The 20,356-nt window shown below is 39.4% G+C and carries 27 protein-coding genes and 1 other RNA gene; 8 read left to right on the top strand and 20 right to left on the bottom strand.

The genetic code is table 11. From position 1 onward, the window contains the following. Positions 1-295: 295 nt before the first annotated feature. The 3 genes from N0B48_RS22700 to N0B48_RS22690 are packed head-to-tail and all read right to left on the bottom strand — an operon-like array spanning position 296 to position 3,141. Positions 296-1,924 carry an AMP-binding protein gene (locus tag N0B48_RS22700; protein ID WP_259841770.1) on the bottom strand — a complete coding sequence of 543 codons (1,629 nt, stop codon included), beginning with the start codon at positions 1,922-1,924 and terminating at the stop codon, positions 296-298. A gap of 58 nt (positions 1,925-1,982) precedes the next feature. Next, positions 1,983-2,657 (bottom strand): DUF8845 family protein, encoded by a 675-nt coding sequence (locus N0B48_RS22695; RefSeq protein WP_259841768.1) that lies wholly within the window; start codon positions 2,655-2,657, stop codon positions 1,983-1,985. After that, positions 2,650-3,141 carry an RNA polymerase sigma factor gene (locus N0B48_RS22690; protein WP_034729370.1) on the bottom strand — a complete coding sequence of 164 codons (492 nt, stop codon included), beginning with the start codon at positions 3,139-3,141 and terminating at the stop codon, positions 2,650-2,652. Before N0B48_RS22690 ends, N0B48_RS22695 begins: the two co-directional genes overlap by 8 nt. A 410-nt stretch (positions 3,142-3,551) precedes the next feature. On the opposite strand from N0B48_RS22690, the gene rnpB reads away from it, so the two are divergent. Further along, an RNA gene (gene rnpB / locus N0B48_RS22685) (RNase P RNA component class A) lies at positions 3,552-3,876 on the top strand. A 222-nt stretch (positions 3,877-4,098) separates the two neighbouring features. Here the strand turns inward: rnpB and N0B48_RS22680 are convergent. The 16 genes from N0B48_RS22680 to N0B48_RS22605 all read right to left on the bottom strand — a co-directional run bounded on the left by N0B48_RS22680 (position 4,099) and on the right by N0B48_RS22605 (position 13,007). Then, positions 4,099-4,653 carry a hypothetical protein gene (locus N0B48_RS22680; RefSeq protein WP_259841766.1) on the bottom strand — a complete coding sequence of 185 codons (555 nt, stop codon included), beginning with the start codon at positions 4,651-4,653 and terminating at the stop codon, positions 4,099-4,101. A gap of 8 nt (positions 4,654-4,661) precedes the next feature. Then, a complete protein-coding gene (locus N0B48_RS22675; protein WP_259841764.1) occupies positions 4,662-5,039 on the bottom strand; it encodes a hypothetical protein in 378 nt (125 codons plus the stop codon). 31 nt (positions 5,040-5,070) lie between these two features. After that, positions 5,071-5,628, bottom strand: coding sequence for a hypothetical protein (locus N0B48_RS22670; protein ID WP_259841758.1), 558 nt, complete (start codon positions 5,626-5,628; stop codon positions 5,071-5,073). Between the two features lie 38 nt (positions 5,629-5,666). Then, positions 5,667-6,206 (bottom strand): hypothetical protein, encoded by a 540-nt coding sequence (locus N0B48_RS22665; RefSeq protein ID WP_259841757.1) that lies wholly within the window; start codon positions 6,204-6,206, stop codon positions 5,667-5,669. An 11-nt stretch (positions 6,207-6,217) separates the two neighbouring features. Continuing rightward, a complete protein-coding gene (locus N0B48_RS22660) occupies positions 6,218-6,781 on the bottom strand; it encodes a hypothetical protein (protein WP_259841755.1) in 564 nt (187 codons plus the stop codon). A gap of 11 nt (positions 6,782-6,792) precedes the next feature. Then, positions 6,793-7,164: a hypothetical protein gene (locus N0B48_RS22655; RefSeq protein ID WP_259841754.1), complete on the bottom strand. Its 372-nt coding sequence runs from the start codon at positions 7,162-7,164 to the stop codon at positions 6,793-6,795. 12 nt (positions 7,165-7,176) lie between these two features. Further along, positions 7,177-7,740, bottom strand: coding sequence for a hypothetical protein (locus N0B48_RS22650; RefSeq protein WP_259841753.1), 564 nt, complete (start codon positions 7,738-7,740; stop codon positions 7,177-7,179). A gap of 11 nt (positions 7,741-7,751) precedes the next feature. Further along, positions 7,752-8,123, bottom strand: a complete 372-nt coding sequence (locus N0B48_RS22645) for a hypothetical protein (protein ID WP_259841752.1) — start codon at positions 8,121-8,123, stop codon at positions 7,752-7,754. A gap of 65 nt (positions 8,124-8,188) precedes the next feature. Next, positions 8,189-8,734: a hypothetical protein gene (locus N0B48_RS22640; RefSeq protein ID WP_259841751.1), complete on the bottom strand. Its 546-nt coding sequence runs from the start codon at positions 8,732-8,734 to the stop codon at positions 8,189-8,191. Positions 8,735-8,814: 80 nt separating this feature from the next. Next, entirely contained in the window at positions 8,815-9,318 is a 504-nt protein-coding gene (locus N0B48_RS22635; RefSeq protein WP_259841750.1) for a hypothetical protein, read from the bottom strand. Between the two features lie 2 nt (positions 9,319-9,320). Further along, the gene (locus tag N0B48_RS22630) at positions 9,321-9,698 is read right to left on the bottom strand and encodes a hypothetical protein (protein ID WP_259841748.1); all 378 of its coding nucleotides are present in this window, start codon (positions 9,696-9,698) and stop codon (positions 9,321-9,323) included. 136 nt (positions 9,699-9,834) lie between these two features. Beyond that, positions 9,835-10,365: a hypothetical protein gene (locus N0B48_RS22625; RefSeq protein WP_259841746.1), complete on the bottom strand. Its 531-nt coding sequence runs from the start codon at positions 10,363-10,365 to the stop codon at positions 9,835-9,837. 20 nt (positions 10,366-10,385) lie between these two features. Beyond that, positions 10,386-10,931: a hypothetical protein gene (locus N0B48_RS22620; protein ID WP_259841744.1), complete on the bottom strand. Its 546-nt coding sequence runs from the start codon at positions 10,929-10,931 to the stop codon at positions 10,386-10,388. Between the two features lie 3 nt (positions 10,932-10,934). Further along, positions 10,935-11,312: a hypothetical protein gene (locus N0B48_RS22615; RefSeq protein WP_259841742.1), complete on the bottom strand. Its 378-nt coding sequence runs from the start codon at positions 11,310-11,312 to the stop codon at positions 10,935-10,937. A 153-nt stretch (positions 11,313-11,465) separates the two neighbouring features. Beyond that, positions 11,466-12,335, bottom strand: coding sequence for a polyphosphate kinase 2 family protein (locus tag N0B48_RS22610; protein ID WP_259841740.1), 870 nt, complete (start codon positions 12,333-12,335; stop codon positions 11,466-11,468). Between the two features lie 207 nt (positions 12,336-12,542). Continuing rightward, on the bottom strand, positions 12,543-13,007 hold the full coding sequence (locus N0B48_RS22605) for a DUF1573 domain-containing protein (RefSeq protein WP_259841738.1): 465 nt from the start codon (positions 13,005-13,007) through the stop codon (positions 12,543-12,545). A 129-nt stretch (positions 13,008-13,136) separates the two neighbouring features. Here N0B48_RS22605 and N0B48_RS22600 point away from each other — a divergent pair, with 129 nt between their 5' ends. The 7 genes from N0B48_RS22600 to N0B48_RS22570 all read left to right on the top strand — a co-directional run bounded on the left by N0B48_RS22600 (position 13,137) and on the right by N0B48_RS22570 (position 19,988). Continuing rightward, complete coding sequence (locus tag N0B48_RS22600; RefSeq protein ID WP_259841736.1) at positions 13,137-15,752, top strand: valine--tRNA ligase; 2,616 nt, start codon at positions 13,137-13,139, stop codon at positions 15,750-15,752. 68 nt (positions 15,753-15,820) lie between these two features. Further along, complete coding sequence (locus N0B48_RS22595) at positions 15,821-16,186, top strand: GIY-YIG nuclease family protein (protein WP_072921790.1); 366 nt, start codon at positions 15,821-15,823, stop codon at positions 16,184-16,186. Next, entirely contained in the window at positions 16,187-16,822 is a 636-nt protein-coding gene (locus N0B48_RS22590; RefSeq protein ID WP_259841733.1) for a DUF4241 domain-containing protein, read from the top strand. It begins immediately after the preceding gene. 65 nt (positions 16,823-16,887) lie between these two features. Then, a complete protein-coding gene (locus N0B48_RS22585) occupies positions 16,888-17,778 on the top strand; it encodes a ribokinase (protein WP_223606159.1) in 891 nt (296 codons plus the stop codon). A 90-nt stretch (positions 17,779-17,868) separates the two neighbouring features. Further along, the gene (locus tag N0B48_RS22580) at positions 17,869-18,711 is read left to right on the top strand and encodes an alpha/beta hydrolase family protein (RefSeq protein ID WP_259841731.1); all 843 of its coding nucleotides are present in this window, start codon (positions 17,869-17,871) and stop codon (positions 18,709-18,711) included. Beyond that, a complete protein-coding gene (locus N0B48_RS22575) occupies positions 18,711-19,355 on the top strand; it encodes an HD domain-containing protein (protein ID WP_259841729.1) in 645 nt (214 codons plus the stop codon). The genes N0B48_RS22580 and N0B48_RS22575 overlap by 1 nt, the downstream gene beginning before the upstream one ends. A 39-nt stretch (positions 19,356-19,394) precedes the next feature. After that, positions 19,395-19,988 (top strand): hypothetical protein, encoded by a 594-nt coding sequence (locus N0B48_RS22570; RefSeq protein ID WP_259841727.1) that lies wholly within the window; start codon positions 19,395-19,397, stop codon positions 19,986-19,988. Positions 19,989-20,064: 76 nt separating this feature from the next. On the opposite strand, the gene N0B48_RS22565 is transcribed toward N0B48_RS22570, so the two are convergent. Beyond that, positions 20,065-20,295 carry a hypothetical protein gene (locus N0B48_RS22565; RefSeq protein ID WP_259841725.1) on the bottom strand — a complete coding sequence of 77 codons (231 nt, stop codon included), beginning with the start codon at positions 20,293-20,295 and terminating at the stop codon, positions 20,065-20,067. Between the last annotated feature and the right edge of the window lie 61 nt (positions 20,296-20,356).

Here is a 20,356-nt window from a genome sequence, read left to right as displayed (position 1 = left end):
TTTCCGGGCTTTTCTATTTTTAAAGATGAAATCTGTCAGTATTATTAGTGAGTATTAACAATTTATATAAAAATAAAATCAGTCTGATTTGCTCAATCTACGAGAGGCTTTATTTTTTAACGCAAAGACTTATTATGATATTGAATATTTCAAGTGAGCGAAGAGGGATCAATTTCATTGATATGAATAAGCAGTCGTTTTATCCATAAGCTTCATCAGCGACACAGTCGAACTCTTTATCTTCCTTAAAATCAACGTTGTTTTAAGTAAAACTTTGCGTCAAAAAACAAAAAAATTAAGAACGCTGCTTCAATTTGTCCAGTTCCAGCTCTTTGATAGAAATTTCGCGCATTTCCACTTTCCGTATTTTTCCTGAGATCGTCATCGGGAATTCATCCACAAATTTCCAGTATTTAGGAACTTTATAATGAGCAATTCTTCCCTTGCAGTAGTCCAGAAGCTCGGTTTCCGATACATCAAAACCTTGTCTCACTTTTACCCAGGCCATCACTTCTTCGCCGTATTTTTCACTCGGAATTCCAATGATCTGTACATCCAGGATATTCGGATAGGTATATAAAAAGTCTTCAATCTCTTTGGGCGAAATATTTTCACCGCCACGGATGATCAGGTCTTTGATCCTTCCGGAGATCGTAATGTAGCCGTCATCATCCATTACGGCCAGATCGCCGGTGTGCATCCATCGAGCATCATCCAGTACTTTTTTCGTATTTTCCGGATCATTCCAGTATTTCAACATCACAGAATAACCTCTGGTGCAGAGTTCGCCGTGCTCGCCGCGTTCCACCGTCTTTCCGTTTTCATCAATAATCTTGATCTCAAGATGATCCTGAACAGTTCCTACAGTACTCACCTGCTTTTCTAGGGGTGTTCCTATCAAAGTCTGGGTAGAAACAGGAGAAGTTTCCGTCATTCCGTAGCAGATACTCATTTCTTTAATGTTCATAAGGTTTTCCACCTTTTTCATGATCTCCGGCGGACATACTGAACCGGCCATGACCCCCGTTCTTAGATTTGAAAAATCATAGGTTTCAAAATCCTTGGCAGCCAGTTCGGCGATGAACATCGTCGGAACACCATATAAAGAAGTGCATTTTTCATCAGAAACAGTTTTTAGCGTCATATCCGGATTAAAACTGTCATTCGGAATCACCATACAGGCACCGTGAGCCGTACAGCATATATTCCCGATCACCATTCCAAAACAATGGTAAAAAGGTACCGGAATACAGACGCGGTCGTTCTGAGAGTACTTTAAGCGTACACCGATGAAATATCCGTTATTTAAAATATTGTGATGGGAAAGGGTAACACCTTTTGGAAAGCCTGTAGTTCCTGAAGTATACTGAATGTTGACGGGATCATCAAATTGTACATGTTCTTCAAAGCTGTGAAGTGTATCGTCTGAAATATCCTGTCCATTGTTCAGAAAATCTTCCCAGTTGTCATCAAAGAAAATTTCATGTTCGAGACAGGGGCAGACTTCCTTGGCATATTCTACCATTTCCTTATAATTGCTTGTTTTAAAGCTTAACGAAGAAAATATAGAACGAATACCGGATTGATTAATGACGTAAGTAAGTTCATGTGTTCTGTAAGCAGGATTGATATTCACCAATATGGTTCCGATCCGGGCGGTTGCATATTGAAGCAAGACCCATTCATAGCGGTTTGAAGACCAGATTCCGATCCTGTCTCCGGCTTTGGCACCTAAGAAAATTAAGGCTTTTGCAACAGCAGTCGTCTGATTATAAAATTCCTGGTATGTGGCCCTGTAATCCTGATGAACACAGACTAAGGCTTCCTGATTGGGGTATTTTTCAACAGTCTTTTTAAGATTTCCTCCGATCGTTTGTCCCAGTAATGGAACAGAGGAAGCTCCATAGACATAAGATAATGGCATAGTTTAAGATTTGGTGGAATAAAAATAATGAAAAATCTTGAATTGATGCCTGTTTGCACTAATTTTCCTGAGAATCTATGTCTTTAAGCTGTTTTAAATTTCTGTCCAGTTTTCTGATGATGATTCCATATACAAGTCTGTAATAAAGCCAGATCAGAAGTACACAAAGCACCGTACTGACAATGATCCCGATAATAACGATGATCAGGTTCGAATTGGAAGGCTGTACATTCTGGGAATTCAATACATAAAAAATAAACGCGGTAAAGACAAACATAAACGCAACCAGAAGCGCAATGCTGATCAGGATAAAAGCGTTGACTGTCTTTTTGAATTTAATGATTCGTATGATCAGGCCTTTAAGGTTTTCCTCAATCTTTATTTTGCGGTACTTCTGATAAAATTTCAGGACAAAATAAGCCGTGATCAGTAAGCTGATAATTTTGATCGCTAGATACGCATGGTCAAAATTAGTTTCTATTTCAGGGGCTTCCTGAGCTCCCAGTTTTTCTAATATCTTACGGAAACTGTCTGATTCATCACCCTGAAAGAAATAAAATAATCCCAGAACAGAAAAGAATAAAAATTCGAATACGCTGATCCAGAAAATATACTTTACATAATTGCGTGACTTTCTGTTCAGCATCTGAAGAATCTCAGTGCTGTCGTATTTCGGTTGAACAGGCTGCTCCTGCCATGTTTTCTTAAAGCTGTCTAAATCAAAATCAGGCATATTTTTCCATCTGTTCTTTAAGGGTTTTCTTTAATCTGTTCATTTTCACACGGGCATTGACCTCGGTGATCCCAAGGTTTTCTGCAATATCCTTATAAGGCAGGTCGTCAAGATACATCATGACAATCGCTCTTTCTACATTGGGCAGGGTTTTGATCACGGTATACAGAAGCGAGATCTGCTGCTGCTTATCGTCATCATCTTCCACAAAATCTCTGTGGTTGATATCCAGCTCGTTGGTAGGAAGGCTTTTGCTTTTTTTTCTGAAAAGAGTAATGGCTGTATTAAGGGCTACACGGTACATCCACGTAGAAATTTTAGAGTTCCCTTTAAAAGAATCGTAGCTTCTCCAAAGCTGCAGTACGATCTCCTGAAACAGGTCCTCTTCATCTTCAAGAGAATTGGTATACAGACGCGAAACTTTGATAATCAGGCCCTGATTATCCTTGATAAGCTGCGCAAATTCTTTTTCTCTGGAAGTCATAGATATATAATGGCACGAAGATAATAATATTGCGGTGATTTGTTGATATGATGATGTGATAATTTGTTGATGTGGCGATTTGTTGATTTGTTGATGTGGCGATGTGATGATTTGATAATATGGCGATGTGGTAATTTGTTGATTTTATGATGATTAGAGTTTTCTGAATGTAATGATCAATTTAATATTCAATAGGAATGGGCTTTAGCCCATTTAACAAAAGAAGAAAAACACCCTGGCTTCAGCCAAAACCTAAAAACATTCACCTCCTCAACAACTCCCCACATTGATTTGGTACCTTCATCATTGTCCCTATCAACAAATCATCGCATCAACACATCGTCTTATCCTCTCATCAACACATTATCACATCATCAAATCATCACAAATAATCCGTATCTTTGCAACCGCGAGAAAATCGGCTTGTTGATTCCTGTTTCGGCAGGGGTAGGAAAGTCCGGACACCATAGAGCAGCAAAGCGGATAACATCCGTCACCCGCGAGGGTAGGACAAGTGCAACAGAAAGCAGGTACAGTTCGGCTGTAGTGAAACCAGGTAAACTCTTTGCGGTGCAATGATAAGTATATCGGTTCTTTTCAGTAATGGAAATTAGGGGCGGCTCGTCCTGAAAGCCGAGGGGTAATCAGCTCAAGTTTTGCAGCAATGTAAGACGCAGATAAATAACAGGCACTTCTTCGGAAGAACAAAATCCGGCTTACAGATCTTCTCGCGATTTTATGTAAACAACGCATTGCTTATAAAAAGCGGAGAATTTTCTCCGCTTTTCTTTTTTATAAGGTAAGAAAGCCTGAGGCCGGAAGAATACCATTGAGTTCCAAAAGAAAAGAAAATAACCACAAACCTTTTTTTCTTTTTCCTTTAAAAATTCATTTCATCCAATTTTACCCAACTGTCAGAAATGATATGTCCAATGGCAACTTCCAGCCTCCGGTCTTTTAATAAATACTGAAATAAGTAACCTTTCCGGTAGATGTCGAAATGGTAAACCACTCGGATTCTATACCACTATTGGTGCCTATCTGATAGGCATTGGCAGTAACGCCTGCATTAATGGCAACATTCGGAGCTCCTACCAGATAAGAATCTATCGTATTTCCCGCACTGTCCTTCAGGAAAAAGTGAAATGACGCCCACTCGTTGATAGAAGACATCGTAGAGGTGATGTAGCTATGGTTGTACGGATAGGATACATTATTCGCTGTATTGGTAGGATCCGTGATATTCCATTGATTCATATTCATAGGAAAAGGGGCCAGACCTGTAGTTCCAAATGAGGCATAGGAGGAAGAAATTCCCGCCGGCATGGTATACGAGCCATAATTCCCGTTCGGCGAAGCATACATATAACGAATCGCTCCCGGGGTAGGGCTGCAGGTCATCAGTCTTCCGACCGCATCATAAATATTGTAGTTGTTAAATACAAAAGATGAAGTCTGTGCAGAAGAAAGTATTCCCGTTAAGCCCAATAATAAAGCTGCTATTTTTTTCATAGGGTTGATTATTGATCAGATTTAATATTTTTTCTGATCTCCTCGCTTTTCTTCATATAAATCTGGGTCGCCCAAACAATGATCTGGCTCATGTCGTCACCTGTTTTTCTAGTCAGTTCAGCCTCTGTAACGCCTGTGGAAAGGATCAGTTCTTTAGATGCCGGAACCAGAAGCGCTTTTCTTCTGTCGCTCAGTTCAGAAGTATTTCTTTTTTTCTCCTCTTCCGTAGGTTTGTTTTGAGGATTCCCAAGGCTCTTAAAAGCTTTGTCAAATTTTTCCATCTGTGGAGTCTTCATATTTTCTACAGTATTTACTGCGCTTCCCTCATTATTACATGATACTAAGGATAGGGTAGCAAAAGCGGCTGATATAAAAAGTTTTTTCATAATTAATTAGAATTTAGGTTTGATTTTTTGATTAATAAATTTGTAAATAAGAATAAGTAATATTCGCTATCGTAATGTTGAACCACTCCGCATCTCCGTATGGGGTAGAAATATATCCCGGGGCACCTGTGCATGGATCAGGAGATTCCCCGATCTGTCCGCTGAAACCCGGTTCCGGAGTAGAAGTTCCCGCATAATACATCTGAAACTGCGAAGAAGCCCATTTAACATTCTCAGAAATAACACTACCGGGTGCTATACTCGGATAATTCCATGATCTTACCGAAGAATTGGTGGGAGAAACCTGCAAGGTCCAGTTGCTGGTAGGATACAGAGAACCTGTAAACTGATCTCTGAAGTTTTTGTAAGCCAGTTCTTTACCATTACCCGAATGCGAATCTGCCGGTACTGTGATCGCTGTCGGAGTACTTGAAGTCACATAAGGATAGCAGCTCCCTGCAAAATTGTGAGCACCTATTTTTCCCTGAAAGTCGAAGGTGGTGGAATAGTTATTGACGATCATAAGACTGTGCTGCGCATAGGCTGATGACAGTAATGATAAGGTAAGAATAGTGAATATTTTTTTCATGATTTTATTATTGGTTTAAGCATTCGAAACCCTGTGTTTTAGTAAAGCTGCAGATAGGTTACGTTTCCTATAGTAAAGATTTCCGCACTGTTACTTCCCGAAGGAGTAACGTAATTGTCATGAGCAACGGGGTTGCAGGGGGTTGCTATATTCATATTGGTATGAAAATCCGGTACTGATATCGTGGTCCCAGCTTCCATCATATCAAATTTGGTGGCAAACCATTTAGTCGTAGTTGAAATAGTGCCACCCGGCAAAAGATTGGGATCATTCCAGGCCATGATAGAAGAATTGGTGGGACTTAATGTCACAGCCCAGTTGGCAGTAGGATATAAAGAAGATGAGAACTGACCGTTGAAGTCTTTATACATCAGTTCCTTACCATTACCCATATGAGAATCCGCAGGGACTACAATTTCACCATCATTTCCAACACGCGGATAACATGCAGTTGTAAAATTGGAGGTGATAAGAAATCCATGATAATCAAATTTCGAATAATTATTAACGATCATCGTGCCCTGTGAGTAGGCAAAAGATGCGACTGCTGTAGCTATTATGGCTAAAATCTTTTTCATAGTTAATCAAATTAATAAAGTTGGATATAGGTAAATGTAGTGCCTCCGCTCGCAAGGGTAAATATTTCTGCACTGTTATTTCCTGTAGAAGAAGTCATATTATCAGAGGCCGTGTAGCAGGTATTTCCGGCAATTGTTATAGCACCATTGAAGTTGTCGGGTGCTAAGGTTGTAGTTCCCGGATAATACATGACGAATTTTGTAGTAGCCCATCTGGTGTTGTTAGATATGACTCCGCCGGGCATTATAGAAGGATGATTCCATGCTCTCACCACCCCGAGTGCGCTGGATGTACTTACATGCCATGATGTCATTGGATATAATGAAGAAGTGTATTGGTCTTTGTAGTTGGTGTATTTCAGCTCATTTCCGTTACCCATATGAGAATCGGCAGGAACTCTCACCATATCGGGATTGTTGGAGCTTACATAAGGGTAGCATCCACCGGCAAGATTGTTGGCAACGATGAATCCCACAAAATCATATTGAGAATAGTTATTCAAAATAAGAGTTCCTCCTTGGGAATATCCCAGAGAAAAAGCGGCTAGGCCTAGTACAGTTAGTAATTTTTTCATGATGATTAATTTTAAGATTTAATGTTTTTTCTGATTTCATCGCTCTTCTGCATATAGATCTGGGTAGCCCAGACAATGATCTGGCTCATATCGTCCCCTGTTTTTCGGGTAAGTTCAGCTTCTGTAATACCGGTGGAAAGGATTAGTTCTTTGGAGGCCGGAACAAGAAGAGCTTTCCTTCTGTCACTCAGTTCCGAAGTGTTTCTTTTCTTCTCCTCTTCAGTAGGTCTGTTCTGAGGATCGCCAAGGCTTTTAAAAGCTTTATCAAATTTTTCCATCTGTGGTGTTTTCATACTTTCCACAGTATTCACGGCAGTTCCTTCATTGCTGCACGATGCTAAGGTTAAAACGGCTACAACAGCCGATAAAAAATATTTTTTCATAAGTAAATCAGATTAATAAAGATTGATATAAGTGTAGTTGATTCCCCCGCTTGAGATCACAAACATTTCCGCACTGTTACCTCCGGATGGCGTGGTAAAAAAGTCAGAAGCTCCATTACATGGGTTTCCTGCGACACTTAAATTGGCGTGGTATTCCGGAACATTATTCATAGTACCTGCGAAAAACATTTGAAATTTTGTAGACCCCCATCTTGTATTGAGACCAACGGGAGAAGCAGGCCCTACTGCAGGGTGATTCCACAACCGTGGTTGTCCGTTGGTCGCTGAAACGTTAACATGCCATTCGTATATCGGGTACAGCGATGAGGTGTATTGGTCTCTGTAGTTGTCGAACCTCAGCTCAGTTCCGGTACTCATATTGGCATTGGCAGGAACGGTAATCATACCGTTAGGCGTTTTGGGACTTACTTGAGGGTAGCATCCTCCTGCAAAATTATTGGCAATGAGGGCTCCGTAATAATCATAAGGAGTATAATTGTTCACAATAAGCGTTCCGCCCTGAGAATATCCAAGAGAAAAAGCAGCTAAGCCTAATACAGTTAGTAATTTTTTCATGATGCTTAATTTTAGGATTTAATGTTTTTTCTAATCTCATCGCTCTTTTGCATGTAGATCTGAGTCGCCCAGACAATGATCTGGCTCATATCGTCACCGGTTTTTCTAGTAAGCTCAGCTTCTGTAACGCCTGTAGAAAGAATCAGTTCTTTAGAGGCCGGAACAAGAAGCGCTTTTCTCCTGTCGCTCAGTTCAGAAGTATTTCTTTTTTTCTCCTCTTCCGTAGGTCTGTTTTGAGGATCACCGAGACTTTTGAACGCTTTGTCAAATTTTTCCATCTGTGGCGTTTTCATACTTTCCACAGTATTCACGGCAGAGCTTTCATTGCTGCATGATACCAAAGTTAAAATGGCAAAGGCAGCGGATAACAGTTGTTTTTTCATAGTTAGATTTTTTTTAAATGATCAGTTTTTATGGTATTAAGGTTATTGATATTATAATCGGTGAATTAATAGATCTGGAAATAAGTAACCACCCCTCCGGATGTTGAGATCGTAAACCAATCTGCGGAAGAACCGGTATTGGGTCCGTTTTGACTTGCGTTCAGAAAACCTCCAGAAAGTACAGGATCTCCTACCTCAAAAGTATCATAAGTATATCCCGTGCTGTCCGTAAGGTTGAAAGCAAATCCCATCCATTCGTCGATGGCAGTCACGGCTGAGATGATAGGATGATTGTAGACATAGTTTCCCGTATTGGCACTGTTTAAAGGATCAATATAATACCATCCGGGAATCGGAATCGGATTCGGTCCACCTGTATTGTCAAATTTATCATACTTCGTGAAGCCTCCTGCAGGAATGGTATATATGCTGTAGGGAGTGTTAGCAAGAGCATACATATAAGGCTGTGATGGCCCGGAGCTTGCCGATCCAACCGTCATAAATCTTCCCGCAGCATCATAACTGCTGTAATTATTGATGACCAGTGTGGAAGACTGAGCAGAAATACCTATTCCCATCAGAATACCTAGAATAATGCTTAGTTTTTTCATATGTAATTAGGTTAATGTTTATAGATCTGAGTGGCCCAGATAATGATCTGGTTCATATTGCCACCGGTTTAAAAAAAATATTAAAGCGCCTGAACATAAGTATACACCGTTCCGCCACTCGTTATAGTAAACCATTCTACAGATCCCTCTGTAGTAAACATAGAGCTCGGAACCGGATTGCAGGTATAGGATGTGTCACCTACACCCCCTGATGATAAAGCCGTTCCTGACTGGTGAAACTGGAATTGTGACATCACCCATTTGGTATTGCTGGAGATCACTCCGCCTAAGGTAAGGCTAGGATGGCTTCCCGGTCTTGGAGTAGCAGGTGAAGGGGATGTAGATACCTTCCAGATCGTACCCGGAATATTGAACCCGCTATAACTTACAGAACTTCCACTCGGAATGACCAGTTCAGTATTATCCAGGGTGACATAAAAATAACATCCCGGCGTAGTAAGATTGGCCGCAGTAAGTCTTGTGTGGAAATCAGCAGCCGTATAATTATTAATGATAATCGGTCCTCCCTGAGCATAGGCCACAGATACAGACAGTAATCCCATAATGGTTAAAAGCTTTTTCATAATTACTTATCAGATTTTAGGTTTTTACGGATATCGTCACTTTTCTGCATATAAATTTGAGTAGCCCAGACAATAATCTGGCTCATATCACCGCCGGTTTTTCTTGTGATTTCGACTTCTTTCACTCCTGTTGACAGGATAAGCTCTTTGGATGCCGGAACAAGAAGTGCTTTTCTTCTGTCGCTCAGTTCCGAAGTGTTTCTTTTTTTCTCCTCTTCCGTAGGTCTGTTCTGAGGATCACCCAGACTTTTAAAAGCTTTGTCAAATTTTTCCATCTGTGGCGTTTTCATAGTTTCCACAGTGTTTACGGCAGCGCTTTCATTGCTGCACGATCCTAATGTTAAAACGGCTACTACAGCCGATAAAAAAAGTTTTTTCATAATTAAATTGTATTAGAATAAATATTAAAATGATATCGAATTTTGGCATAGAAAATCCCGCAGAAAGCAAAAACGGCTGCTTTCCGTGTCCATGGTTTTTTAATAAATAGGCAGCTGCAGAACAGCTGCCGGTTATTTAAAAGATCTGCAGATAAGTGGTCGGGCCGCTAGGCGTGGTTATGGTAAACCAGTCAGCACTTGAAACACTTCCGGTTGCGGTATTCACAAACCAAGGGTCAACAGCGGGATCTCCCATCTGGTAAGTATCAACTCCGTTTTGGGTTACCGGATCTTTAAGCACGAAATGAAATCCTGCCCATACATTGGAAGGATTCATTACACTGGCAATAAAAGGATGAGTATAGGCATATGTTCCGTTGTTCGCCGGATTAGTAGGGTCTGTAACGTACCATGATGTGATCGGATAAGCAGCTGTCCCTGATGTACTGAATGTATTATACTGTGTAAATCCTCCTGCAGGTATCGTATAAGATCCGTAAGGAATATTGGGTGCTGCGTACATATAAGGACCCGGTGCACTTATTGGACTGGTACGAAGTCTGCCCTCTGCATTATAAGCACTGTAGTTCTGAATAACGAGAGGAGAAGTTTGGGCAAAAGCAAGAACGCCTGCCAGAGCGGATAAAAGTAATGGTATCTTTTTCATAGTAATATAAGGTAAGTGGTTTATTGTATGACTAGATAAGTATAAACGTCTGTGCCGGCAGTGATGGTGAACCACTTGGCATTTCCCCAGGCTGTGTTAATCACATCAGGAGCAGTATTGCAGGGAAGTGTATTTCCTCCTATATCTCCATTAAAGTAAGTCTCAGGGACAGAAGTTCCCGCATGATACATCTGGAATTTGGACATTGACCATTTGGTGTTATTGGAAATCACACCGCCAGGCATCAGACTGGGATGGTTCCATGGTCTTGGCGAGACAGGAGATCCTGCTCCCAAATAAACATTCCAGGTAGAAACCGGAAAACCGGAGGAAGAGTATTGGTCCCTGTAATTTTCATATTTTGCAGTAGCGCCTGCCGGGACTACAATAGGATCAGGAGTCTTGGAGGTGACAATTGGATAGCATCCTCCTCCTGCATTGTTATTGGCATAAAGATTTCCATGGAAATCATAATTGGTAGTGAAATTCTGAATGATCAGCATTCCTCCCTGAGCATATGCCGAAGAAACGGAACATATACCGAGTAACAGTAAAAACTTTTTCATGATTTATTTCTCAGATTTTAGGTTCTTACGGATCTCGTCACTTTTCTGCATGTAGATGTTGGTAGCCCAAACAATAATCTGGCTTATGTCGCCACCTGTTTTTCTGGTGAGTTCAGCTTCTGTAACGCCGGAAGAAAGGATCAGTTCCTTGGATGCAGGAACAAGAAGAGCCTTTCTTCGGTCGCTCAGTTCAGAGGTATTTCTGTTTTTTTCCTCTTCGGTAGGTCTGTTCTGTGGGTCATTAAGACTTTTGAAAGCTTTATCGAAATTCTCCATTTGTGGAGTCTTCATGCTCTGTGCAGTATTGAGAGTAGTTCCTTCACTGGTACAGGAGATAAGGCATATTACAGCGATTGCCGGTAATAATAAAAGTTTTTTCATAGCTAAAGTTTAATAATTTGGGGTAAAAAATTAATTTTTGATAAATGTATAAAAAAAAACCACATGAACAATAAATTATTCACTTTTCGGTGTCTTCTTGGTTAAATTTATTTATACCTACTTAGCTATGATGTAATATTTTACGCTTCTGTTTTATTCACTCTCGAGTGTTTTTTTGGCTTCCAGAAGCTCGTTTTTTTCCTTTTCACCCACCTGAGGGTACTTAAGATCCATCTTTTCCAAAGTGTCGATAATGATCTGGATCGCGGCTACTCTTGCGAACCATTTATTATCTGCCGGAAGCACATACCATGGAGCGTGATCTTTTGAAGTTTCGTTAATAACCGTTTCATAAGCCTCCATATATTGTGGGAAAAGAGCTCTCTCTGGAAGATCAGCTGCAGAAAACTTCCAGTTCTTCTCCTGTTCGTTGATTCTGTCCAATAATCTTTTCTTCTGCTCGTCTTTGGAAACATTCAGAAATATTTTTACAATAGTGGTTCCGTTGTGGGCAAGGTGCTGTTCAAAATTTCGGATACTTTCATACCTGTTTTCCCAGAATTTACCATCGAAATCCTTTACAGAAGACCAGGTTTTCTCACTAAGATTGTATTCAGGATGAACTTTGCATACCAGAACACTTTCATAATGGGATCTGTTGAAGATACCGATCATTCCTTTCTGTGGAAGCGCCAGATAATGTCGCCACAAAAAGTCATGGGAATATTCTTTTGAACTGGGTGTTTTAAAGCTGGTCACATTACAACCCTGCGGATTTACTCCCCCGAAAACGTGCTCTATCAGACTGTCTTTTCCCGCAGCATCCATAGCCTGAAGGATGACAAGCAGAGATTTACTCCCATCTGCATATAGCTTCTCCTGCAGCTCACGGAGTTTTTCTTTTTCCTTGATTAAAAGCTGTCCGCCTTCTTCTTTGGTCAGCTTTCCTTTATATTCTGTTGAGCTTTTTTTTATTGAAAATTTTCCTTTTACCAGGAAATCATCTGAGAAATTGGTGTCCATATTTTTTTATTTAATATTTAATGATTGAAAAATTTAAAGATTTAAAAATTAAGGGGGAGCTTCTAATTAACATCTAATTTCAAGCTTCTAAATCTGACGTCTGATGTCTGACATCTAACTTCTAACCTCTAGTTTCTAATATCTTATTTAAATGTAATAAAAAAACCGCCTCCAATGGAGACGGTTCCTTTATTTTTTAGTAGAGATTTACTTTGCTGCTGCTTTTTTAGCAAGTTTAGCTGCTTTCTTTTCAGCTTTAGCGGCTGCTTTCTGTTCTTCAGCTGTCAATGGCTTCGGTTCAGGAGCGGTAGCATCTACGTTACCTTTGATGTAGATTACACTTCTGCTGTTAGCAGGGTCGTTAGAGAAAACCTCGATCATTTTGTTGAAAGGTCCGTTAAGAGTCGTGTTATATCCCACTTTGATCTTAGCAGATTTCCCTGGCATGATCGGATCCTGGCTGAATTCCGGAGTTGTACATCCGCAAGAAGGCTTTACGTTGGAAAGGATCAAAGGCTTGTCACCTGTGTTCGTTACTGTAAAGAATCTTGTACCGTCCGCACTTGGTTTGATAGTACCGTAGTCAAAAGTAGTTTTATCAAATGTAATAGTCTGTGCAGAAGCTAATGCAAATGTCCCAAATAATGCAATTCCTGCAATTAATTTTTTCATATTCTTGAATGTTAATATGTTTGTTAGATAAATTTTGAGAAACAAAGTTAAAAATTATTTTAATTCATACTTAAAATTTTTTTTCTTTAGACTATTTTTGCAAATTGTAAGCAAAAGAAATAGAATTTTATGCAGATTTCAGAAAAGTACAATCCACAGGAAACTGAACAGAAATGGTACAACTTCTGGATGGAGAACAAATTTTTCCATTCGGAGCCTAATGAGAAACCACCATATACCGTGGTAATTCCTCCGCCAAACGTAACGGGGATATTACACATGGGACATATGCTGAACAATACCATTCAAGATGTTCTCGTCCGCCGTGCAAGGATGCAGGGCTTTAATGCCTGCTGGATTCCGGGCACAGATCATGCTTCAATTGCCACTGAAGCCAAAGTTGTTGCTAAACTGAAGTCTGAAGGGGTCAATAAATCAGATATTACCCGTGAAGAATTCTTAAAACATGCATGGGAATGGACCGACAAATATGGAGGAACTATCCTTGAGCAGCTGAAAAAACTGGGATGTTCATGCGACTGGGACAGAACCCGTTTCACTCTGGAAGAAAAATTGTCTCAGCAGGTAATCAAGAGTTTCGTAGACCTATATAATAAAGGACTCATCTACAGAGGCTACAGAATGGTTAACTGGGACCCTGAAGCAAAGACCAATATCTCTGATGAAGAGGTCATATTTAAAGAACAAAACGGAAAATTATATTTCCTTAAATATAAAATAGAAGGGACAGAAGAATTTCTTTCTGTCGCTACTACACGTCCCGAGACTATTTTTGGGGATACTGCCGTATGTATCAACCCTAACGACGAAAGATATGCTCATCTGAAAGGTAAAAATGTTATCGTACCGATCGTTAACAGAGTAATTCCTATCATTGAAGACGAATATGTAGACATTGAATTCGGAACCGGAGCGTTGAAAATTACGCCTGCTCATGATACTAATGACTACGAGATCGGACAGAAGCATCAGTTGAAAATGATCGATGCTTTGGATGATGACGGAAACCTTAATGAGCATGGTCTGCATTATGCAGGTCAGAACAGATTTGAGGTAAGAAAGCAGATCGCAAAAGAATTACAGGAAAAAGATCTTTTACTGAAAGCAGAAGATTATGTAAATAAAGTAGGAACTTCAGAAAGAACAGGGGCTGTTATTGAGCCTAAAGTTTCAGTTCAGTGGTTCCTGAAAATGTCTGAAATGGCTAAGCCTGCATTGGAGGTTGTTATGAATGATGAGGTTAAATTTTACCCTGAGAAATTCAAAAATACCTATAAGCACTGGATGGAAAACATCCGTGACTGGAATATTTCCCGTCAGCTTTGGTGGGGACAGCAGATTCCGGCATTCTACTATGGAGATGGAGAAAATGATTTTGTAGTTGCAGAAAACATCGAAGACGCTTTAGTATTGGCGAAGCAAAAAACCGGCAATGAGCAACTGACAACTGACAACTTGAAACAAGACGAAGATGCTCTTGATACCTGGTTCTCAGCATGGTTATGGCCAATGTCTGTATTTGATGGTCTGCTTGATCCTGAAAATAAAGATATTAACTATTATTATCCAACATCTGATCTGGTAACAGGTCCCGATATTATTTTCTTCTGGGTAGCCAGAATGGTCATGGCCGGATTGGAATACAGAAAAGAAGTTCCGTTCAAAAATGTGTATTTTACAGGTATTGTAAGAGACAAGCAGAGAAGAAAGATGTCAAAATCTTTAGGAAACTCTCCGGATCCGCTTGAATTGATGGATAAATATGGTGCAGACGGAGTTCGTGTAGGAATCTTATTGAGTTCTGCAGCAGGAAATGACCTTCTTTTTGATGAAGATCTGATGCTTCAGGGAAGAAACTTTATGACGAAAATCTGGAGTGCATTCCGTTTAACTCAGGGTTGGAACAAAGAAGATAAACCATTGAATGATTCAGATAAAAATGCAATCGAGTGGTTTGAGCATAAATTAAATAAAACAATCGGTGAGATTGAGCAGCAGTTTGAAAAATTCAGAATTTCTGATGCTTTACATTTACTTCAAAAATTAGTTAAAGACGATTTTTGTGGTTTATATCTGGAAGCAATTAAGCCGAATTATGGTGAAGGAATTTCTAAAGAAGTTTATAACAAGACAATATATTTCTTTGAAGAATTGATGAAACTCCTGCATCCGTTCATGCCGTTCCAGTCTGAAGAAATCTGGCAATTGATCTCTGAGAGAAGCATTGAAGAAGCATTAATTGTCGCTCAGCAGAAGAAAGTCGGAGCATTTAATGAGGAAATCATTAAAAACTTCGAAACGGCTGAAGAAATCATTTCCGGAATCAGAAACTACCGTCAGACCAAAGGAATTTCTCCTAGAGAAGCAGTTGAGGTTTATACAAGTGCTTCAAAGTTTGAAAATGAAGCAGTGGTTAGAAAACTGGCTAACGTGACTGCAATTCACTTCGGAGAAAAAACAGACAAGCCAAGTTTTACATTTCTGGTAGGTGCAACTGAGGTTTCTATTCCTTTAAGCGAAAATTTAGATTTAGGAGAAGAGAAAAAGAAGACAGAAGAAGAAGTCGCTTATTTAAAAGGATTCCTGATCTCTGTGGACAAAAAGCTTTCCAATGAAAAATTTGTAGCCAACGCCAAGCCTGAAGTTGTAGAAGTAGAGCGTCAGAAACAGAAAGATGCTCAGGATAAAATTGCTATTTTAGAAGAGAAGCTGAAAAGTTTGTAAATTTAAAAGATAGACAGTAAGTTTGTCGGAATGTCAGGCTGAGCGGAGTCGAAGCCTGATATCTTAGAATGAAACAATATTTTGTGTATATTTTAAAATGTTCCGACGGCTCTTATTATACAGGAGTTACCAGTGATATTGAAGCTAGATTGGCTCAGCATCAGTCTGGAAAATTTCCTGAAAGCTATACTCACAAAAGAAGACCGGTTCAACTAGTCTTCTTTTGTGAATTTAATGACATTATTCAGGCTATTTTATTTGAAAAACAGGTAAAAGGCTGGAGTCGAAAGAAAAAAGAAGCCATTATTAATGATAATTGGGAGAAGTTGAAAGAATTATCGGTCTGTCAAAATAAAAGTCATTCTGATAATTTTGAGCAAGATAAAAAAGGCTTCGACTCCGCTCAGCCTGACAGTTTAAACAACGAAAATTAAATGACACACATAGACAACATAAAAAAACTATTCTCAAAAAACTTCGTAGAAAGCCCTTTACTGGAAAGCTTCGAAGTGGGGAAACTCTATCTTTCAAGTGGAAAGCTCGTGGCTTGTGATCCTTTGATCACGAATGATATGCAGGCTTTCACTACAGAATTTCCGAAAGGAGATTTTTCTGTTTTACTGCATAAAGAAAGAGAAAGCAACTGTGTCGCGTATGCAGAAGTTATTTTCAGCACTGCGGAAATTGCAGAATGGAAAATGGCGGTGACTGCAGGACAGGACGTGAAAGATCTTGGAGAAGAAGAAATTTTCGGCTATCCTGTAGAAAGCGGGATGGGATGTCTTATGGATGTAGATACCCAAAGCAGTCTGAACGAACTGGAAAAGAGACTTTACCACAGCAAAGGAGCAGATTTCATGGGAATCTATGAAGAATTTTTCCATGAATATTTCTTTGACGAAAAAGGAGCTATAGATCAGTATGCATTCCTGAAACCGGCGGATGAACATCCCGGAACTATTTTCGCCTTTGAAACAGGATACGGTGAAGGTTTTTATGCAAGTTATATTGCATATGATAAAGATCAAAAGCCTGTGAAGATAATTACAGAATTTATTGAGATAAGTTAATTAAATTAGTTATTTTTGAAACTTAGTTTTCTGAATATAGTATATTAAGCTAACATAAAACACCAATGAAATTCTCATCAGAACAACCCAAAATTATTGTTGTAGGCAGCTCTTCCATCGATCTCGTTTTAGAGACCGAAAAAATTCCACAGCCGAATGAAACGGTTTTAGCCGTGAATTCAGATAGCTATTTTGGAGGAAAAGGAGCCAATCAGGCGGTAGGAACTGCAAGATTGGGAGCCAGCGTTTATTTTATCGGATGTGTGGGAATGGATCCTTTGGGACAGCAGATCATGAGAAATCTGGTAGGTGAAAACGTGAATGTAGGTTTCGTTCATGAAACGGATGCCGAATCTACGGGTACTGCTTATGTCACTACCAGCCACGGAAATGCAGCAATTGTTGTGGTTCCGGCGGCCAATAAACGTCTCAGCATACAGCATATAGAAGAAGCAGACCGGTATTTCCAGACTGTAGACCTTATTTTGGTTCAGCTTGAAGTCGCCATGGAAGTGGTGGAATATACAATCAGAAAAGCCAAGAAATACGGTAAAAAAGTAGGGCTTTATGCCTCACCGGCTATGAGAATCAGTGAAGGAATTATTGAAAACGTAGACTTCATTGTAGCAAAAAGCAGCGAGCTTCACACGGTTTTCGGAGAGGATAAAAGAGAAGAGATTCTTAAGAAATATTTCAACAAAGTATTTGTAAGAGACGATACCAATTCTACCATCTATTTTGACGGTACGGAAATGAAGTACTTTAGAAATGACAAAGATGAGACGGTTTATAAAATGGGAATGGGAGATGCTTTTACTTCAGGATTTGCCGTAGCACTCTGCCATGGAAACTCTGTAGAGGAGTGTGTGAAATTCGGGAATGAAGTTTCTTCAAGGGTTTCCGGAGGGAAAGGTTCACAGACCGGTCTTCCGAGAATGTCCGATTTCTACTCCTAAAGCTATTTACCACATATCGAAAGTCTGAAACTTAACATAAAAATATAAGTAAAATCTCCACTTTTATAGTGGATTTTTTCTTTTTACCCTATGGAAAAACTGGAACTCATTACAAAAGATCATGCATCGCTGGCAGTTCATCTTTTCAGACCTGAAAAAAGCAATGGAAAACTGCTGCTGATCAACTCGGCGACGGGAGTGAAGCAGCAGGTGTATTTCTCATTTGCCCAGTACTTTTCAGAACAGGGGTTCACGGTCATCACTTATGATTACAGAGGAATCGGTCTTTCAAAACCTGAGAACATGAAGGGTTTTAAGGCTTCTATGAGGATCTGGGGTTCCGAAGACTACAAAACCCTCACGGAATATATAAAAAATGAATTTTCAGACTATAAGAAGTACTGTCTGGGACATTCTGTCGGCGCATTGATTCTGGGAATGAATGAAGATTCTGAAATGTTTGACGAATTCATTTTCGTGGGAACCCAGAATGCATTCGTCGGAAACCTGAAACTCAAGACAAAAATAGAAGCTTATCTTGGGTTTGGAATTGTTCAGCCTTTAACTACCGGATTATTAGGATATTTTCCCGCCAATTGGTTTGGGCTTGGAGAAAGTCTTCCAAAAAATTGCGCATATGACTGGAGAACCTTAATTTTAAACAAGAAATCAACCAACAGACTGTTGGAGAAAATTGATGACTATTCTAAAAATCTGACGCAAAAAGTATTTGTAATCCGGGCAGAGGATGATGTGTGGCTGACTGAAAAAGGAGTATTAAGTCTTTTGAATAATACATATCCCAACCTTAAGCCTTCTTACAGGCTGGTAAAAACATCTGAATCCGACAAAAAAGAAATCGGACACGTCAATTTTTTTAGAAGTTATAATAAAAAACTCTGGAATATTATTTTAAACGAATTGAAAGCTTAATGAAAAGTACGATCGAAAACACCGTAGCATTTGTAAAAGAAAAATTAGAAGGCGCTGAAGCAGGACATGACTGGTACCACATCGAAAGAGTATGGAAGCTTTCCAAAAAAATAGCAGAAACAGAAAACTGTAATCAGGAAGTGGTAGAACTTTCCGCTTTGCTGCATGATATTGCAGATCCAAAGTTCCATAACGGGGACGAAACCATTGCTCCCAAAATAGCAAGAGAATTCCTGGAAGGACAGCAGGTTTCGGAAGAGGTGATAGAAAAGGTTTTATTTATCATTAAAAATATTTCGTTTAAAAACAGAGGCGAGGCTCCGGCTGAACTGCCGATTGAGCTTAAAATTGTACAGGATGCCGATCGTATCGATGCCATAGGAGCTATAGGAATCGGGAGAACATTTAATTTCGGAGGTTTTAAAAACAATCCGATGTATGATCCGGAAATCCAGCCCAGCCTGAATATGTCTAAAGACGAGTATAAAAAATCCAACGGTACCACCATCAATCATTTCTACGAAAAACTTCTGCTTTTGAAGGATCTGATGAATACTGAGAAAGGGAAGGAGATTGCTCAGCAAAGACATGATTATATGCTTGGATTTCTTGATCAGTTTTTCAAAGAATGGAATGTTGATTAACCTTCCTCCCGAAAAATCTTAAATCAGTATCTTTGCAGTATGGTATTTATCATTTTTGTTATCTTCTGGGCCAGTGTGCTTTCTTTGATTTTGTATAAAGTAAAATCAGGAAGGGTGGCAAAATGGGCAAAATTGTTCCGAATCCTCACTTTGGTTTTTTCAATCTCAACTTTTACGTACTGGTTCATTAAAAAGAGTGCAGTCAGTTTTGTAGACAATTCAGTAGGCTTGCAGGTAGTGAATAAACTTCCTCAGACACTGGACTTTTATCTCATCAAAGTAGACAGCGCTAAAAACGGAAATCTGGAACCGAAGCATATCGGAAAAATACGTCCGGAATATTACAGAATCGAATACCTTAAAATGGATAAGTCTGATGAATATTGGATCATAGGTTATTTAGGAAAAAAGAATATGGTCTATTTTTCTCAGCATGCCGTTCCCAACAAAAATATTGACCAGATTGTAGAAGTACAGAATTACATCAATCAAAGTGTAAAACTTTCCGAAGCAGCAAAAAAAGAGGTAGACGCATACAATTATGAAAATGCAAAGCTGGGAATCTGGGTATCCTTAGATTTCTTACTTCTGTTTCTAAACCTCGTACTTCTATTGAGAAAAAATAAGCAATAAATAATGGGCAATGAGTAATATATAAAACAATTGATAATATTACTCATTGCTTATTACTCATTGCCCATGAATTGTATTAAGGGTAGTCCAGAATCTGCATCACCTGTTCCTTAAATTCTTCAGGACAGTTTTTAACCAGCTTGTCTTTATTCTGCTTGCTGATCTGAGGCGGTTCGAGCCATTCGGTGCGGTGGGCGCTCAGGCTGTGGTTATCGTAGACTCTTTTTATTCTATGATCTTCGTAAAACGTATAGTCATCGCCGAGCCAGGTGCTCGTGATGCTTATCGTGCAAATTTCTTTTTCCATGACATTTTGTATTTTAAAAATACTGTGCCCTATATGAACAGCAGTACATCCTAAATTACTA

The sequence above is a fragment of the Chryseobacterium herbae genome (genome assembly GCF_025154075.1).
In the GTDB taxonomy this organism is placed as follows: domain Bacteria; phylum Bacteroidota; class Bacteroidia; order Flavobacteriales; family Weeksellaceae; genus Chryseobacterium; species Chryseobacterium herbae.
This window is presented reverse-complemented; position numbering and strand designations above follow the sequence as displayed.